The organism is Woeseia sp. D3-10, from assembly GCF_055809415.1.
The window spans coordinates 2985821-3002319 of record NZ_JBVVTW010000007.1; the positions used below are offsets into that span (position 1 = coordinate 2985821).

Consider the following 16499-nt stretch of genomic DNA (forward strand, 5'->3'; position numbering starts at 1 on the left):
TTTAGCGCTTTACATTCATGAGAGAAGTAGTAGGTTCCTAAGTTTGTCTTAGTGGCGGAGCGTGCTCCGTACGTGTTTCAGAGTGTTGTTCGGGGAGAGGATATAGTGAAGAGATTATTTGCACGTGTGCTATTCATCGTTTTGTTTGCACTGCCAGGCTTGGTGCTGGGGCAGAATACCGATGGTAGCGTTTCGGGCGTTGTCGTAGACCGCTCGAATTCTCCGCAGGCCAATGCCACGGTAACTATCGAGAACACGGCTAACGGCTATCGACGCAGTGTTGGCGCTTCCAGTGACGGTCGCTTTCGCATAACTCGGCTGCCGGTAGGTGACTACCGGTTGACGGCTGCCAAAGATGGATTCGGCGATGCCGTTATCGAAGAAATTTCAGTCGGCATTGCCAGTGCGACCACCGTCGATCTCGTCCTGACCGGCGGCACAATCGACAACATTGTCGTCACCGCCTCCATGGTTACAGGTCTCGATATGGCATCGACGGAATCGGCATTGAATATCGATTTCGCCGAACTGCAACGCATTCCGATCGGACGCACTGCAGGGTCAGTCGCATTGCTGGCGCCGGGTGTCACTACCGGCGTACCGTTCGGAGGTATCTCATTCGGTGGTTCGTCAGTCGGTGAGAACTCGGTATTCATTAACGGTCTGAACGTCAGCGACGTCGAAACTGGCGTCGGCTATTCCGACGTTCCGTTTTCCATGTTCAAGGAATTTCAGGTTAAGACCGGCGGTTACTCTGTGGAGTTCGGGCGTACGACCGGTGGTGTAATCAACGCTGTCCTGAAATCGGGTGGCAATGAGTTCCGCTACGGTGCTGATTTCTATATGACGCCCGACGCTTTTCGTGCGGACGGTAAAGACTTTTTCGATCGCGACGGCAATCGCCTGATCAATCGTACCGACGATGACTTGAGTTCCACAAGTGCAAGCTTTTATGCGAGTGGCCCGATCATCCGCGACAAACTCTTCTTTTATGCATTGTATGAACCGCGCCTTGTTGAATCGAAATCGGGCAATACTGCGGGCAATTCGATCAGCGATTCCAAAGACGATACAGCGACCTGGGGTGGCAAGCTCGACTGGCTCATCACCGACAATCACTCGCTGGAGTTCTTCGGCTTCTCCGATGACCGCGCAGACGTGGCTGATCGCTATGACGAAGGTTCACTGATCGAAACTCAGACTACCGATCTTGGTGGTACCAACTGGGCATTGACCTACACTGGCTTCTTCGGCGACAACCTCGTGTTGAAGGTGCTGTATGGCGAGAATGAGCGCAATTACGATGGCCGTACCAATACCTCCTCCGAATGCAATCGCGTCTACGACGATCGCGCCGGCGTGGATCAGCACATTGGTTGCACGACCCAGCTTCGAGACGACAAACGGGTGAATTCGCGCGATGCCATGCGAATCGATGCAGAGTACCAGTTCAGCGACAACCACCTGTTGCGGTTCGGTGTCGATCGCGAGTTGCGTACAACAAACATGCGACGCGCTTCTGTTGGTCCGCTGCAAGCAAACTTCACGCTCGACAATACGACGCCGGGCGATAGTTTGAATAACGTAACGGTACCTGCCGGGGTCACCGAGTATGTGCTGGAGCGTCGCGAGATTCGTGGCGGCATTTTCGAGGCCAGAACATCAGCGGCTTATCTGGAAGATATCTGGGACGTAACCGACGATGTAACGGCAACCATTGGCTTGCGTTGGGACCAGTTCGAAACGGATGACGCGGCTGGTGATTCGTTTATTAAAGTCGACGATATGATCTCACCGCGCTTTGGTGTGGCATGGGACATAGGTGGGCAGGGCACTTCCAAACTGTTTGCCAATGTCGGCCGATACTACTTCCCCATTGCAAACGGCCTGGCCGCGCGCGAGGGCGGTGGCACCATAGATACCCGTAACTACTACGCATTGAATGGTCTGGATACCAACACAACCTCCAACGGCCTGACCAACTACACACCTATCTACGGACAGCAGATCGGTACTGTGGTTGAGTTCGGCAGCGGTGAAGGATTGGGTTCCGAACAGCGTTTCAAAGTCGATCAGGACCTCGATGCCAGCCATCAGGACGAGATCATCATTGGCTATGAGCGCATGCTGACCGATACTTGGAGCCTTGGTGTTCGCGGCATCCACCGGCGTTTCAAGAATGCCATTGAGGATATGTACGTTAACGTTGATGTGCCGGGTTGCGGCACGATCGACCGCTGGGTCTTCGGCAATGTTGGCCAGCCGCTCACGGTGGACAACGAGTGCGACAACGGTTCGGTGGAAACCGTTACGGTTGACCTTGGACAGGCACAGCAGTTCGGCTATGACCTCGACGGTGATGGCAATCCTGATCCTATTGGCAGTGCTACGCCAACTCGTCGTTACAACGCGGTTGAGTTCGTGTTTAACCGGGAGTGGGACGGCGTTTATTCAACCCGTCTGTCGTATACCTGGGCGCACAGCTACGGCAACTACGAAGGTGGCGTGAACTCGGATACCGGCAACGACATTCCTGGCTGGACGGAATCGGGTGATGACGTGATGTTCATTAACTCGAACTGGGGCGATCTGCCGAATGATCAGCGGCACTCAATCAAGGCGTTTGGCGCTTTCGCATTGACGGACAAGCTGACTATCGGCACCAACCTGTCGTTGACGTCGGGTCGACCGATTAACGCTCGAGGCCACGGCAATCCATTCAATTCGCAAACCCGCAAGGAAATGAACTACGTTTGTGTCGAAAACTGTATCGATCCGAACGATGGTCTGTGGACCTCGCAGGACCGTGAGTTCGAGTACCTGCCAAAAGGTAAGTACGGGCGTACACCGTGGATATTCGATGTCGATGTCAGTGCGACCTACACAACGGATTTCAATGGTCACACAGCGCAGTTTGGCCTGGATGTTTTCAATCTGTTCGACAGTCAGGAGACGACACGAGTCTACGAGATCATCACCGATGGCGTTGTTGATCCCGATCCAACCTTCCTGGCGACACGCAATGCACAGTTGCCGCGCGCCATTCGCTTGCGAGCTTCGATCGACTTCTGATCGATCACTGGCTGGTAGTGCATACACAGGCCCCGGCATTTGCGTGTCGGGGCCTGTGTTCTTTCGGGAGGCGTGAAAGCTTGTCGCGTTGATTCAGGGTACGTACGTTGTTCCGCTGTGCCGCCGCTTCGTGCCTGCGTCAACATTGCGCACGGCCCCCGTCAGAAGAGCGAAAGTGTGTACGTTTGGCCGCAGTGGTGGTGATGGCAGACTGGACTTCTATGTACTCGAATAGGCACTTTCATTAGAATTTCATGGCGCTGGTTGTTGCATACGACCACCGACCGACCAGCAAACGTCCAACAGCGATCTTGTGCAACCCATTCCTGGCTACTCTCGCGAGAAAGGCGGGCCGAATGCAGCAAGAAGATAAACAACAGAACTACGCAGTGGCCGAAGCGCTGTTTGAAGAACAGAACTTCACCGCGGCAGTTATTGCAGGGGCCGTGGCAATGCTGCTTGCCGCCGCCGCTTATGGCATTGTCACTTCGAAATGGGGCTTTTCTTCCGGCTTCGCGGCGGCAGGCATCGGGATCGTGGTCGGTATTGCCATGCAGTACCTTGGCCGCGGCATTCATCTTAAGTTCGCTGTGGTTGCCTCGGCATACACGATTGCCGGCTGCGTACTTGGCAATGTGTTTCGGGCCATTCTTAGTTCGGGTGCCTCGCCGTTAAAGGTGCTCGCGGGCAATGGCTTGTCAACGTACGTTGAGCGGTCCTTCTCCTATTTCTCGTTGGTCGACCTGGTCTTCTGGTTTGTTGCGGTGTGGTTCGCGGTTTTTCTGGTCAAAAGGCCGCTGTCGCGCGCGGACCAATTAGCCATCGGGATGCACGAACAGAAAAGCTGAAGTTCGGCTCAGTCACCAATTAATTCGACGCTACGTTCGCCGATAACGATCACAACTGCCCCAACGCGTTGCTCTGACTCGACGCGCCGGTGCGCGTCGCTGGCTTGTTCCATGGGATAGACCCGGTCCACGATAGGCTTTATTCGTCCGTCTTCGATCATTTCCTTGAGGGCGAGCAAGCCTGCCTTTGTTTCCCCGGCAAATTGGAATCGGGCTGTCTTGTTCGTAAACCACGTTGTGACCATCGTGCGAAGCATGACCGACAAGCGTGGATTACCTGCCAGGTAACGTCCGTTCCGATTGAGTATCTTGATAATCGCGGCATAGGAGCTACCCGCTACCATGTCGAAAATCACGTCATACGTTCGCCCTAATGCCGTGAAGTCTTCTTTCGTATAGTCGATGAAATGGTCCGCACCCATACGTCTTACCAGGGGTTCTTTGTTCGGGCTGTCCACAGCGGTGACTTTTGCGCCCATAGACTTCGCAATTTGAATGGCGTGAGCTCCGATACTGCCGCCTGCGCCGTTAATCAACACCGTATCGCCCGGCTGAACTTCTGCGAGTCGCATGAAATGCAGTGCATTCAGGCCGCCCAGCGGAACCGCAGCGGCCTCCGTAAAACTCATGTTCCCGGGTTTGGCAACGATCGCGTAGCCGGCGGGAAGAGCGACGTATTCGCCATAGGCACCCAGGCGGAGAGCGGCTGTGCCGAAAACCTGTTCTCCTTTGGAGAACTGACTGACGTTCTTGCCGAGTGATTCGACTTCCCCTGAAAAATAGGCGCCCAGAATCTGTCGCTTTGGTTTTCTAATACCGAAGGCGATCCGCAGTGGTAACCAGAACCACTTCACGGCGAACTTAAAACTGCGCATCTCGACGTCGGCTTTAGTCGCTTCCGTGGCCTCTATCCGAATCAGAATTTCATCATCTTTCGGAACCGGTTTTGCCACCTCTTGCAGTTGCAGGACGTCGGCCGAACCGTATTCTGAGTAGGTAATGGCTCTCATGGGGTAGCTACCAATGTTATGAGTAAATTCAACGACTAAGCTTATCAGTTTGCGTGTTAACCGGCCGCCTTGAATCTCCGCTAAGGCCGGCGGCACGGACCTGCTAAAATGCTTGTCTTACGATCTGGTGTGGGCTCTTTGAGCGGTGTCTGCGAGGGGTTCGTAGCTCTATGCAACGAATAGTCGTGATTACTTCAGTTTTACTGCTTGCTGCGTCCGCGGCTTTCGCGCAAAGCGACGAGGAGGTAGTTGAAGCGCTTCGGACCTCGATAACAGAAGCTCTGCTTGAGCAGTTGCCTGATGTACTCCCGAAGTCCTTTCGGGACAGCGGGTTGTCTCCGACTGACAGAGAGCGAATCGTCCTGCAGTTGGTCAACGACAGCGCCGCTTGCTTTACGGAAACGCTGGTCGCCTATGCCGCCTTTCATGACAAGCCTCTTTCAGATTTCATTACCGACGTTGATGACGGAGCTATTCGCTTTGAGGGCGATTTGGCCAGCGATTATGAACAGATGCTGGGTGGGTGCCTGCTGGAGGCGAATCAGGCTGCAGGTATTATCAACGAACAGTGACCGCATCGTTCTCTGTCCTACACCCATGATCAGTGGTCTCTTGCCAGAATGTTGATGGAGAGATTATTCAGCTGGGAACGATGAACGTGGCCGCGACCGTATTCCTGAGTGTCGCGCATTTGGTTTAATTTGTCGGGGAGTTCTACCTCTGATGGACGTTACACCACTTTTGATTGGAATTGGTCTTGGCGGCGCAATAGCAATTTTCGCCCGGCAATCGCGCTTCGAGCAGGATCGAAGTTTTTACCCGACGGTGTTGATAGTAATCGCCAGTTACTACGTCCTGTTTGCTGTTATGTCTGGTGCGAACGTTGTTGTTGAGCTTATCGTCGCATTTGTTTTCGCATCGGTGGCAGTAGCGGCAGCAACGCGCTGGGCCGTAGTGGCGGGTTGGGGAATTTTTCTGCACGGCGTGTTTGATTTCACGCGCGGTGGCTTTCTCGGTGACGGCGGAGCACCGCTTTGGTGGCCGGAATTTTGTGGCGGCATCGATGTAGCTTTGGGTGTGTGGTTGCTGCTTTCGTCACGTTACAGCGGGCGTATCCGGCGGGAGTTATCGGGCGCTTAGCAGATCGTTGCGTTGCTCTGTCAGAGGCTGCCAGAGGTCACCGTATATCTGGCAGCAAGCAGTGCCGCGAAATTCGAGAGTGTCGTTTACGGTGTTGATGGAGTTCGCTGGTACTGCTGTCGATGCGAGTCTGATCAATGATTTCAGAGTTTACAAATTACATAAGAGGACAGGCAATGGTATATACCGCACTTGTATTCGGAGTACTAGGCGTCGTTGCGTTCGTCAGGTTGGAGCGACTGATAAAGACACTGAAAGCACAGGGCATTCTGCACCCGGACTACAAAGAAGAGTAGCGTTTTCAATCTGGCCTGACTTATGCTGCCGACCCGGGCGGTGCGCGACAGTTGGGTACCCGCTAAGGCGTTAGGTCTCTCTGGTTAACGTTCAGTGTTTGTATAGCGTCATTGAACGACGTACTCACGTTGAAGACCTGGAGAAAGCAATTACGGATGTGGATGCTCGCATATCCATGCTGACCGCGACTCGCGACAAACTTCTTGCTATCGAGAGCCGGGCCGCGGACGACGTTGACTCGTCAATTAAAGTCGCAGCCGAACTTAGTCGGGTTCAATCGGAGCTGGAGCGACTTCTTGGTCAGAGCGCGGCTGATCATCAGCGCGTAACGAAGCACATACTGACTGTCCGCTTGGTGACGGCGGAGAGCAGTTCCTTTTTTGCGCCGGCGATGGAGGCCATTTCGCAGTTCGGTAACAATTTGTCTGCAGGGATTGGGGACACTGTAACGGCGGTTGCCTACCTGCTCCTGTGGTCCTTGGTGTTGTTCTTGTTTATCGTTCGCCGAATTTGGTGTCGGGGCAAGAGCAAGTAGAGTCCGGGAACACTGCACCCGGTGCCCGTTCAGTTGCCATTGCAAAACCGGTCCTAGCAGGCGTCGCAGGCGGGCAACGATTCAGAGTCCTAACAAGCCACGAACAATGGATCAGGCGCTAGATAGGGCCTCTGCCCAGAACCCCGATTGGCGACGGAGCAATAACACTTACGCGTGCTTTGAGAGAAAGCTCGACACCCGACTGAGGCCTTCTCTCAGAATCTCCGGGTCGTTGGCAAAACCGATGCGAACATGGCCTTCCATATCAAAGGCTGAGCCGGGCGTGAACATGACCCCGGTTTCCCTGACCAGAGTGACGCAAAAATCTCTCGAGCTCATGGGCAAGTCGTATTTGACCAGGGCCGTTGTGCCGGATTGTGGCTTCACCCAGGACAGCAGTGGTTCGTTCTGCAGCCAATCCTCCAGCAGTGCGAGGTTGCCTCGGGTGATGGACTGGCTTCGTGCCAGTATTTTGTCGCGATGTTCAAGTGCCAGTGCGGCGAAATGGTCATCGATAATGCCCACCGAGATGGTGTCGTAATCGCGGTGTATCGACACGGCCTCGATCACTTCGCGCGGCGCGGCAATCCAGCCCAAGCGCAGGCCGGCAAGGGCGTAGGCTTTCGACATGCCTGCCGTGCTGATACCTTTTTCGTAGATGTCGGCGATGGCGGCAGTCATGCCCGAGCCTTGCTGGTCAGTACCGCGATAGACCTCGTCGCACAGAATCCAGGCGCCCGCGTCTCGCGCGATGGCCGCGATCTCGGTCAGCATCGACTGGTCCATCAGGGCGCCGGTCGGGTTGTTGGGATTGTTGATCGCAATCAACCGCGTGTCGGAGGTGACCAGCGCGCGCAACGCGTCAAGATCGGAGAGGAAGTTGTTTTCTTCGCGGAGTTTCAGTGTCTGCACTTCAGCGCCGATGCTGGCCGGTATCGAATAGTGCTGCTGATAAGTCGGTACGACGGCGACTACCTTGTCACCCGCAGCCACCAGTGCCTTGTGAACCAGCATGTTGGCCCCGATGGTGCCGTGGGTGACGACCACGTTCTCGGTTTTTTGACTGTCGTAAAGCGAGCAGATCGCTTTGCGCAAACGAGCAGATCCTTCGATGTCGCCGTAGCCCAACCTGATTGGCAGCAACTCGGAGAGATCAGCTTCACTCTTACCTGCCAGTTTCAGCAGTTCGCCCATGGTGAGACTGTCGACACAGGTTTCAGCAAGGTTCCAGTCGCACTTGGTTTCCCATTCGTTCATCCAGATTTCGACGGCAAAAGGTTCGATATGCATAACTCAGATACTCTTGTAGGTTTTGCTGCATGGCGGATGGCAATAACACTGTTGTCCAGCCTTGGGCCGACTAAGCGGAGCCACTTGCGTAATGCGACGCGCGCGCCTCCAACAGAGTCGGCCGGCTCGCTGCAGGGGTTCACTCATTCCGCCAGGTCGTCTGACGCCCAGTGTCGCACAGACCGTGCTGCTCACTCACTACCACTGTGCTACCCGTCGGATTTGAACTCACATCTCACCGAAGCAAACCTGCCACGCGATCATTGCAGGGGTGAAGCTGCGCTCGTGCAACCGTACAATGCTGTCAGCGGCGAAAGGACGGGTGAGCGGCAACGGGTCTCCGGTGATAGCGTTGGCGCATACAGGGAACGTACCCCGTGACGCTGACGCCCTAACAGGAATCGAGAATGAAAATTGCAGAAATCTGGCGGTACCCGGTTAAATCCATGCAAGGCGAACCGTTGGAGCAGGCCGAGGTCGGCCCCGGCGGAATTCAGGGCGACCGGCGGTGGGCCGTGGTTGATGCGGAGTCCGGTGTTTCGCTGAGCGCGAAGCGGTACCCGCTGCTGCTCACGTGCCGGGCATGGACCGGCGACGACGCTGTAGCGATCGTGCTTCCGGATGGTCGTGAATTCTTGGCCGGTTCAGACGAAGTTGCGACTGAACTCTCTGAGCTACTGGGACGGCAAGTCACTACGCGTTCAGCCGGCGCCAACGAAACAATACAACATGAATTTCCGACCTCTCCTACGGATGGTGAGGGCGAACCATTCCTGTACGAACCAGGACTGGGAGCATTCTTTGACAGTGTGCCGCTGCAATTGCTGACCACGGCGACGCTGAGCAAGTTGCAGGAACTGCTTCCTGATTCCAGAATTCACGCTGCGCGTTTCCGGCCCAATTTTCTGGTCGAAACCGATGAGATTGGCTTCATTGAAAATGAATGGGTGGAGAATGACGTGGCGCTCGATGGACTGGAGTGTCAGGTGTACGACGACACCCGGCGTTGCATTATGGTTGCCATGAGCCAATGCGACCTGCCGCGCGACATGAGCGTTGTACGGACGATTCTGAAGAACAACGAAGGCCGGGCCGGGGTCGCGCTGAGAACGAAAAATTTCGCAACGGTTCGCAGGGGAGCGGCTGTTGCCGTCCATGGATAGTTAGCAGCAGGTCGGCGCGCTGTTCAAGACGAGCGCAAGGAAAGGCGATGGCATCGCGAATTCAAGAAACCGGGGCAATGATTTTCGCCGATGGAGTTAGCAACGTGAATCGTTGCGCAAGTCGCGTCCTTGCCGGTGCGTGCCGGCTATTCTCTTTCGTTTTCTGTGCCGCCGTTCCGGCCAGCGCGTCAGCGTCTGATTTTGGTGATTTGCCCTCGGTGCTGCCGGTATTCTGGGTTGGTCTATGCGTATCGCTGGTCGTCGCCATCATCAAGGCGCAGGTACCCGCAACGGAGCAACGTGCGGCCAGGTTTAGCATTGGCCGGTTGCTGGGAGTATTCGTATTCGGCGCATTCGTCAGTTTCCTGATTTTGATTGTATTGTTCATGACAACCTTTCATTGACGTCGGGCACCCGGCTGATCAATGTTGCAGTTAAGCAGTTAAGCAGTTAAGCAGTTAAGCAGTTAAGCGGTTAAGCGGTTAAGCGGTTAAGCGGTTAAGCGGTTAAGCGGTTAAGCAGTTATAGCCTCTTGCCGCAGTGTGAATCGGCCGCACCTCAGAGTGCTGGCTATCTGTCGGAAGTGAGGACGACCTCACCGCTCCAGCCTTGATCGGGGACGACCCCATTGTTCGAAGAGGACGTGCTGTGGCTTGGGTAATTCTGGTTATTGCGGGAATGTTCGAGGTCGCCTGGGCGATCGGTTTGAAATACACGGAGGGTTTCAGCCGGCTGTGGCCGAGCGTTTGGACTGTACTGGCTATGGCCATCAGCCTCTGGATGCTCGGTATGGCCATGAAGTCTTTGCCGGTTGGCACCGCCTATAGTGTTTGGGTAGGTGTTGGTGCGATAGGTACGGTGTTGCTCGGTATCGTGTTGTTTGACGAGCCGACCAACGCAGCGCGGCTGGTCAGTGTTGGCCTGATTTTCGTGGGCATCGTCGGGCTCAAACTTGCTACGCCTGTCTGATGCGCTAATGTGCAGTGCGGTGTCCCGGCCGCAAACGGGTACCTGCAGGTAGCAATTACAACAACAAAAGAGTGGAAGAGGACTCCTATGAGTAACAATACTGATATCGCCAAGCGCGTTTACGCGGCGTTTGCAACAGGCGATATACCGACTGTTCTGGGCGTAATGGCCCAGGATATACACTGGGCGGAAGCGGCGGGCGGGCCCTACGGTGGTGTCTCCATCGGACCGGATGCTGTACTTGAAAATGTGTTTAAACGTCTCGGTACGGAATGGGCGGGTTTTTCAGCCGTACCTCGCGATTTCGTCGGCGACGGCGACACCGTCGTTGTGATCGGCGATTACAGCGCCACGTACAAGGCGACCGGCAAGAGCTTCAAGGCGCCTTATGCTCATGTCTGGAAGTTTGCAGATGGCAAGGCAGTGTCGTTCGAACAGTTCACCGACACCGCAGTGCATTTGCAGCCCATGCAGGCCTAGTCAGTTTGCCGTGGCGTCTGCAGGCACAAAGTCGTCTCGCACCGCCACTGCCGCGCGCAGTGTGAGGGGCTTGCCCGGACCGAAGTGGTGCCGGGCAATTTCCCCACGAACGCGACTCATCGTCTACTACGGCATCGCGATGGCGAGCGGCGCAATGCTGCTCGACTGGCTTGAAGTGCAGTTCCTGACCCGCCGCTACCCGGTCCAAATTTACGTGCTTATTCTGTGCCTGCTGTTCACCGCTATGGGCGTATGGCTCGGACATCGGCTGACCCGGGCCCGGCCGACCACGTCCAATGCCGTCAATACGGAAGCCCTGAACTACCTCGGCATCAGTCGTCGCGAGCAGGACGTGCTGGCCTTGCTGGCCGAAGGTCGCTCCAATCAGGAAATTGCCGATACCTTGTTCGTCTCCGTAAACACCGTGAAGACGCACTTGCAGAATCTTTATCAGAAGCTTGATGTCGCCCGGCGCGGGCAGGCAGTGGAAAAGGCTCGCTCGCTGAAGCTCGTCGGGTAAATAGCGCCTGAGGCGGTTTGCGGGCGTCATTTCGGGTGATTTATGCCAAATCACCCTTACGGGTGAGGGTCAGGTGGCCGATTTCGGGCAGGCTTCAGGCGTCGAATCAGGAGGAGGTGTGGTATGGCCAGACTGATCTGGATTTACGGGGCAATTGCGGGGCTGGTGGTCATCGTTATCAGCACGCTCAGTTACGAGCTCGGCGTAGCGTCCGCCTGGCTCGGGTACCTGGTCATGCTGATCGCCTTCAGCGTGATCTTCGTCGCAGTGAAGCAACACCGGGATCAGTCGCTCGGCGGGGTCATACGGCGTCGCACCGCGTTCTTCGTTGGTCTCGGTATTACCGCGGTAGCCAGCGTCGTGTACGTAGCGGTTTGGGAGGCCTATCTCGCATTCACCGACTACGTGTTCATCGATGACTACATCGCGGCAATACTGGATGCCAAGCGGGCGGCCGGGGCATCGTCAGCTGAACTCGCTGCGGCTGTCGCTGAAACCGATGCAATGCGTGCGCTGTATGCCGATCCCTGGCAGCGTCTGGCAATCACCTTTATCGAGATTTTTCCCGTTGGTGTGCTGATGAGCCTGATCGCTGCATTTGCAGTCAAAGACAACGCGGCGCTGCTGGCGAACTAGCCTGTGCGCTAACTCGTAAACTTTTTCTTCGGATCTACGGAGGTGATGCCATGCAACTGGGAAATTTTTGTATCTGTCTGAGTGTTAAAGACCTGCAGGCCTCAAAGGACTTCTACCTCAAGCTGGGATTCAGCGTACGCGGTGGTCATGAAGAGCAAGGCTGGTTGGTGTTGCGCAATGGGGACAGCACCATCGGGCTGTTTCAGGGCATGTTTGAGAAAAACATCCTTACCTTTAACCCTGGTTGGGACGCGAATGCCCAGCCTCTGGATGAATTCACCGACGTACGCACTTTGCAGAAATCGCTCAAAGCAAAGGGTGTCGAGCTTGCCAGTGAAGCGGACGAGAACGGTAGTGGGCCAGCGAGCTTCACCTTGCTCGATCCGGACGACAATCCGATCCTTATCGATCAACACATCTGATCCCGTGCAGCCGTTTCGTTGGCAGCGCGTTTCAGCGGGCTGCATGCAGCCCTTTGTACGCCCTGTTTTCTGGCGTCGTCAGTGTGATACGGGCCTCCTGCCATTGTTAGCAGTAGAATGTCAGCGGAGACTGACCAGGGGATAACAATGAAAGCAGACACACTCGCCGCGCTAATCTGGCGCTTTATCGGTATCGCTCTTATTGCAACAGCGCTGCCCGGCGTCCTTCTTCTGACCACCGGTGTGGTTGCGAGCATGGGCAGTGGTGGGCAATCGTCCGGCCTGTTCGCGCAAGGCGCAATGGCGATGTCGTTGCTTAACACTTTGTTGATCGTCGTAGGTTTGATCGTGATCAGTTCCAGCAAGAACCTCGGCATATTGACGGCGCGCGGGCTGTAATGCGTACCGGCGGCTGTCACTGCGGAGCGGTGCGATTCGAATTCGATACGACGCCACGCGACGTCGGCTATTGCCATTGTTCTCATTGCCGCCGGTTGACAGGTTCCGCGTTTGCGGCCTATTGCGAAGTGCCGGATGCCAATCTGAAAACTACGTCCGGCGTTGATAGCCTCGTGCGTTACCCGGCAACCGCCAAACTCGATAAACACTTTTGCGCGGCTTGCGGTGTTACGCTCTTCACCCGACATCGAAGTTTCGGCGGCAGCAGTTACGTCGCGCTCGGGGTACTGGATGACGATACCGGGATCACACCCGCTTATCATCAGTTCGTCGGATCGAAAGCGAAGTGGTATGAGATTGCCGATGCATTGCCACAGTTTGCCGAATGGGACGACGACCCCAGGAACCCGTCGTCACCGGCAGAGTGATACTCCCGCTCACGGTTCGTTGTCATCATTGCGGATCATACAATATTGGATAACCACACTATGAATGTCAGCCGAGCTCTCGATAACTCCGATAGCACACTCTTTCTGTCGGTGTTGCTGCTTACCAGCTTCTTGTTGTCAGCCTGTTCGAAACCGGTGTTCACGTTTCGTGGCTATGCGGCAGATGCAACGTGCAGCGACATCGTGCGAGCTGAGCAGCAGGCTGGTGCAGAGGTGGTTGGGCAGCGCGAGCAAGACATGGAGGCGTTGGGCATGCTCAATGTCACTGAGCTACGCGGTTCGGTGTTCGAGTTGCCCATGTTTATCGAGGTCGCATGCGATGAGAACGATGTGGCGCTGGGTGTTTGGTATCTCGCGGCCGTCAATAATCAAGACGAGCAGGCGTCTGCCTTCGAGCGACTTTCGACCAATCTGGAAGCGCAGTTCGGTGCGCCGGTACAAAGTGGTGCTGTTGGCTCACGCTCGAGTCGATTTCATTGCGATGAACACGGACTCGTAAGCCTCTACGAAGGCGAGGACGAGCACATGGAGGAAGGCGGTGAGGTATCGGTGTTTGTCGATCTGCGAGCTGATTTGTGTTGAGCGCGCTGCGGGCTGTTCGTTGGTTAAAAAATAATATTATTCAATATCTTACCTAGGACTCTGATTGCTCCGGAAGTTGTGGTCAGAGCGTTGATGCAACGGGGAAGCGCATGCCTCCAGGTACGACGACACTTTACCGACCGGTGGGTCCGCAGGAGCTCGCCAATTTCAACGCGCACATCATTAGCAAAATCACGATCGTCGACTCGTACGAATAGGCAGGCGTTAACAGGAGTATCATCGACATCATGGATATTGCCGAACTCAACGGATTGCTCGACTTTCTGCGTGGCACGGAGAAACTCAAGAACACGATACGGCATTGTTATACCTCGGAAGGGCGACTCGAGAGTGTCGCTGAGCACAGCTGGCGTTTGTGCATGATGGCGATGCTGGTTGAAGAACACTTTCCCGAGGTCAATTTTTCCCGGCTCGTTAAGATTTGCCTGATTCACGATCTGGGCGAAGCGATCAGCGGTGACATTCCAGCGCCGGAACAGGCTGGTCTACCCGACAAGTCTGCCGCTGAGCGACTTGATCTGTTGCAGCTGCTCGAACCGCTGCCAAGTCGTCTGCGAGAAGAAATCACCGGGTTGTGGGATGAGTACGAACGCGCTGAAACGGCCGAAGCGCGGCTGGCCAAGGGGCTCGACAAACTGGAGACAATACTCCAGCACATTCAGGGCAAGAACCCGGATGACTTCGATTACCGGTTCAATCTGCACTACGGCAAGTGCTACACAGAGGACAATCCACTTACAGCGGCGTTGCGCAGTATGCTCGATGTGGAGACGGAGCAGCGGGCGCTGGCGGCGGAAGCGCGATTGTCGAAATAGTTGCTGTAACTGGCGCTGTATCGAGTTGAACGCTGGTTAACCGGCTGATCACGTCCCCGGTAACCCCGGATTGGCCAGTCGCGGAATTCCGGTGACACTTACAGCGATTCTGCCGGACGACGCTACCGCGAGATTGCCCGTATCCCGGCACTGTCCTAGGATGCGCCGAGGTTACCGTTTTCACCTGAGTGCAATTGAATGATTCCGATGGAAGTACTTAGCGCGTTCTTCGTTGTCAGCGTGTTGCTGGCGCTCGCGCCCGGGCCGGACAACATATTTGTTCTTACTCAGTCGGCCCTTGGTGGGGCCCGTGCCGGTCTGATTGTAACGGCCGGCCTGTGTACCGGGTTGATCGTGCATACAACCGCAGTCGCGCTGGGTATTGCGGTGATTTTTCAAACATCTGCCGTTGCCTTCACGGCGTTGAAAGTAGCCGGTGCCCTGTACCTACTCTATCTTGCCTGGCAGGCGTTCAGAGCCGGCGCGAGTGCGCTAACGCTCAAAGAGCAGCCGGCACTTACGTTGCGACAGTTGTATGCGCGTGGGATTGTGATGAACGTGACGAATCCTAAAGTGTCGATTTTTTTCCTGGCTTTTTTGTCTGCAATTCGTCAACCCGGAGCGCGGTTCCGTGATTGCGCAGATTTTCACGCTGGGCGCTGTATTCGCTGTCGCTACGGTGCTCGTGTTCGGTGCCGTTGCTGTATTTGCGGGCTCCGTCGGCGAGGTGCTTCGTCGATCAGGCAGCGCGCAACGCATAATGAACCGGGTTGCCGGCACTGTGTTCGCGGGCCTGGCGATCAAGCTGTTGGTGACTGAGCAATGACCGGCGTTTCGGGCAGCTAGGCCGCGACATGGCAGGTTACTCCGCGACACCGCTGACTAAGAAACTGGGAATCCGCGAAGGATTTCGCGTTCGGCTGAAAAACGAGCCCGACAACTACCGGCAGCTCGTTGCGCCGCTACCAGACGGCGTGACGCTGTCGTCCCGTCTGCGTAGCAACGTTGATCTTTGCCATTTTTTTACTCGTGAGGCACGCGAGTTGCGTAGAGCGCTACCGGCATTGATTGCGGTTATCCGACAAGACGCCTGTATCTGGGTGTCGTGGCCGAAACGTGCATCGGGCGTTGCGACCGACATTACCGAGGATACGATCCGCGAAGTCGCGTTGCCGCTGGGCCTGGTCGATATTAAGGTTTGTGCGGTGGACGAAGTCTGGTCAGGTCTCAAGCTGGTCATCCGCAAGGAGTTGCGCACAGCGTCGTGATACTGACATGTGCGCAAACAGCACGGCGCAGTTCGGCTACACTGCGTGGCTCCTGTCCGGTGAGCCACTATCCCGGACGAAACAAGACAGGAAGACATGAACATAGAGATACGGGATGCGACGATTGAGGACAGTGATGCAATGCTCGCGCTACTGCCACGACTCGCCGCGTTTGACATACCCACGCACCGCCAGGCGGAACATCTGTGGGCTGGCGATGCCGCCTTATTGCGCAAATGGTTAGCCGGCGACGCACCGCAATGCCTGGTACAGGTTGCGGTCGCCACCGGTCGGGTTGTGGGAATGACTTTGACCACATTGCGGCCAGACATGCTGAGCCACGAGCCAAGCGCGCACCTTGAGGTTATCGTCGTTGCGGCCGATGCAGAGGGTAGCGGTACGGGTAAAGCTCTGCTGACGGAAGCCGAGCAGAACGCGCGGCTACACGGTGCGGCTGCGATGACGCTGCACGTGATAGAAAGTAACAGCCGCGCCCGTGCTGTTTACGAACATTGTGGCTACGCTCCGGAACTGCTCCGTTACATAAAGGCATTGTAAATGGACAACCAGCCGACAGATTCAA

The 16499-nt window shown here is 55.7% G+C and carries 20 protein-coding genes and 1 pseudogene; 19 read left to right on the forward strand and 2 right to left on the reverse strand.

All coding sequences use genetic code 11. The features are described from left to right. Positions 1-105: 105 nt before the first annotated feature. Both AC0L8N_RS13675 and AC0L8N_RS13680 read left to right on the forward strand, forming a co-directional pair. Complete coding sequence (locus AC0L8N_RS13675; RefSeq protein ID WP_473668221.1) at positions 106-3072, forward strand: TonB-dependent receptor; 2967 nt, start codon at positions 106-108, stop codon at positions 3070-3072. A 389-nt stretch (positions 3073-3461) separates the two neighbouring features. Beyond that, entirely contained in the window at positions 3462-3920 is a 459-nt protein-coding gene (locus AC0L8N_RS13680) for a hypothetical protein (protein WP_473668222.1), read from the forward strand. Positions 3921-3928: 8 nt separating this feature from the next. Here AC0L8N_RS13680 and AC0L8N_RS13685 read toward each other — a convergent pair whose 3' ends face one another. After that, complete coding sequence (locus tag AC0L8N_RS13685) at positions 3929-4930, reverse strand: NAD(P)-dependent alcohol dehydrogenase (protein ID WP_473668223.1); 1002 nt, start codon at positions 4928-4930, stop codon at positions 3929-3931. Positions 4931-5115: 185 nt separating this feature from the next. Between AC0L8N_RS13685 and AC0L8N_RS13690 the strand changes: the two genes are divergently transcribed. The 3 genes from AC0L8N_RS13690 (at position 5116) to AC0L8N_RS13700 (ending at position 6902) form a co-directional block, all read left to right on the forward strand. After that, positions 5116-5502 (forward strand): hypothetical protein, encoded by a 387-nt coding sequence (locus AC0L8N_RS13690; protein ID WP_473668224.1) that lies wholly within the window; start codon positions 5116-5118, stop codon positions 5500-5502. 151 nt (positions 5503-5653) lie between these two features. Continuing rightward, positions 5654-6070, forward strand: a complete 417-nt coding sequence (locus AC0L8N_RS13695; RefSeq protein WP_473668225.1) for a hypothetical protein — start codon at positions 5654-5656, stop codon at positions 6068-6070. Positions 6071-6464: 394 nt separating this feature from the next. Then, positions 6465-6902 (forward strand): DUF4349 domain-containing protein, encoded by a 438-nt coding sequence (locus tag AC0L8N_RS13700; protein WP_473668226.1) that lies wholly within the window; start codon positions 6465-6467, stop codon positions 6900-6902. 168 nt (positions 6903-7070) lie between these two features. Here AC0L8N_RS13700 and AC0L8N_RS13705 read toward each other — a convergent pair whose 3' ends face one another. Further along, positions 7071-8192 (reverse strand): aminotransferase, encoded by a 1122-nt coding sequence (locus AC0L8N_RS13705; protein ID WP_473668227.1) that lies wholly within the window; start codon positions 8190-8192, stop codon positions 7071-7073. A gap of 407 nt (positions 8193-8599) precedes the next feature. Here AC0L8N_RS13705 and AC0L8N_RS13710 point away from each other — a divergent pair, with 407 nt between their 5' ends. From AC0L8N_RS13710 to AC0L8N_RS13775, 14 genes and pseudogenes are all read left to right on the forward strand, one after another. Continuing rightward, a complete protein-coding gene (locus AC0L8N_RS13710) occupies positions 8600-9355 on the forward strand; it encodes an MOSC domain-containing protein (RefSeq protein ID WP_473668228.1) in 756 nt (251 codons plus the stop codon). A 47-nt stretch (positions 9356-9402) separates the two neighbouring features. Continuing rightward, positions 9403-9759 carry a hypothetical protein gene (locus AC0L8N_RS13715; protein ID WP_473668229.1) on the forward strand — a complete coding sequence of 119 codons (357 nt, stop codon included), beginning with the start codon at positions 9403-9405 and terminating at the stop codon, positions 9757-9759. A gap of 244 nt (positions 9760-10003) precedes the next feature. Then, on the forward strand, positions 10004-10324 hold the full coding sequence (gene sugE, locus AC0L8N_RS13720) for a quaternary ammonium compound efflux SMR transporter SugE (RefSeq protein ID WP_473668230.1): 321 nt from the start codon (positions 10004-10006) through the stop codon (positions 10322-10324). Positions 10325-10411: 87 nt separating this feature from the next. Continuing rightward, positions 10412-10804 (forward strand): nuclear transport factor 2 family protein, encoded by a 393-nt coding sequence (locus AC0L8N_RS13725; RefSeq protein ID WP_473668231.1) that lies wholly within the window; start codon positions 10412-10414, stop codon positions 10802-10804. Positions 10805-10874: 70 nt separating this feature from the next. After that, positions 10875-11324, forward strand: a complete 450-nt coding sequence (locus AC0L8N_RS13730) for a response regulator transcription factor (protein ID WP_473668232.1) — start codon at positions 10875-10877, stop codon at positions 11322-11324. A 123-nt stretch (positions 11325-11447) separates the two neighbouring features. Beyond that, positions 11448-11960, forward strand: coding sequence for a DUF4199 domain-containing protein (locus AC0L8N_RS13735; protein WP_473668233.1), 513 nt, complete (start codon positions 11448-11450; stop codon positions 11958-11960). A gap of 50 nt (positions 11961-12010) precedes the next feature. Beyond that, on the forward strand, positions 12011-12382 hold the full coding sequence (locus tag AC0L8N_RS13740; protein ID WP_473668234.1) for a VOC family protein: 372 nt from the start codon (positions 12011-12013) through the stop codon (positions 12380-12382). 147 nt (positions 12383-12529) lie between these two features. Beyond that, positions 12530-12781, forward strand: coding sequence for a hypothetical protein (locus AC0L8N_RS13745; RefSeq protein ID WP_473668235.1), 252 nt, complete (start codon positions 12530-12532; stop codon positions 12779-12781). Further along, the gene (locus AC0L8N_RS13750; RefSeq protein ID WP_473668236.1) at positions 12781-13209 is read left to right on the forward strand and encodes a GFA family protein; all 429 of its coding nucleotides are present in this window, start codon (positions 12781-12783) and stop codon (positions 13207-13209) included. Before AC0L8N_RS13745 ends, AC0L8N_RS13750 begins: the two co-directional genes overlap by 1 nt. Positions 13210-13269: 60 nt before the next feature. Continuing rightward, entirely contained in the window at positions 13270-13812 is a 543-nt protein-coding gene (locus tag AC0L8N_RS13755; RefSeq protein WP_473668237.1) for a hypothetical protein, read from the forward strand. A 248-nt stretch (positions 13813-14060) separates the two neighbouring features. Continuing rightward, positions 14061-14648 carry an HD domain-containing protein gene (locus tag AC0L8N_RS13760; RefSeq protein ID WP_473668238.1) on the forward strand — a complete coding sequence of 196 codons (588 nt, stop codon included), beginning with the start codon at positions 14061-14063 and terminating at the stop codon, positions 14646-14648. 198 nt (positions 14649-14846) lie between these two features. Continuing rightward, positions 14847-15474: pseudogene (locus tag AC0L8N_RS13765) on the forward strand (LysE family translocator). A 28-nt stretch (positions 15475-15502) separates the two neighbouring features. Next, positions 15503-15916 carry a DUF3052 domain-containing protein gene (locus tag AC0L8N_RS13770; protein WP_473668239.1) on the forward strand — a complete coding sequence of 138 codons (414 nt, stop codon included), beginning with the start codon at positions 15503-15505 and terminating at the stop codon, positions 15914-15916. A 96-nt stretch (positions 15917-16012) separates the two neighbouring features. Further along, complete coding sequence (locus AC0L8N_RS13775) at positions 16013-16474, forward strand: GNAT family N-acetyltransferase (RefSeq protein WP_473668240.1); 462 nt, start codon at positions 16013-16015, stop codon at positions 16472-16474. Positions 16475-16499: the final 25 nt, after the last annotated feature.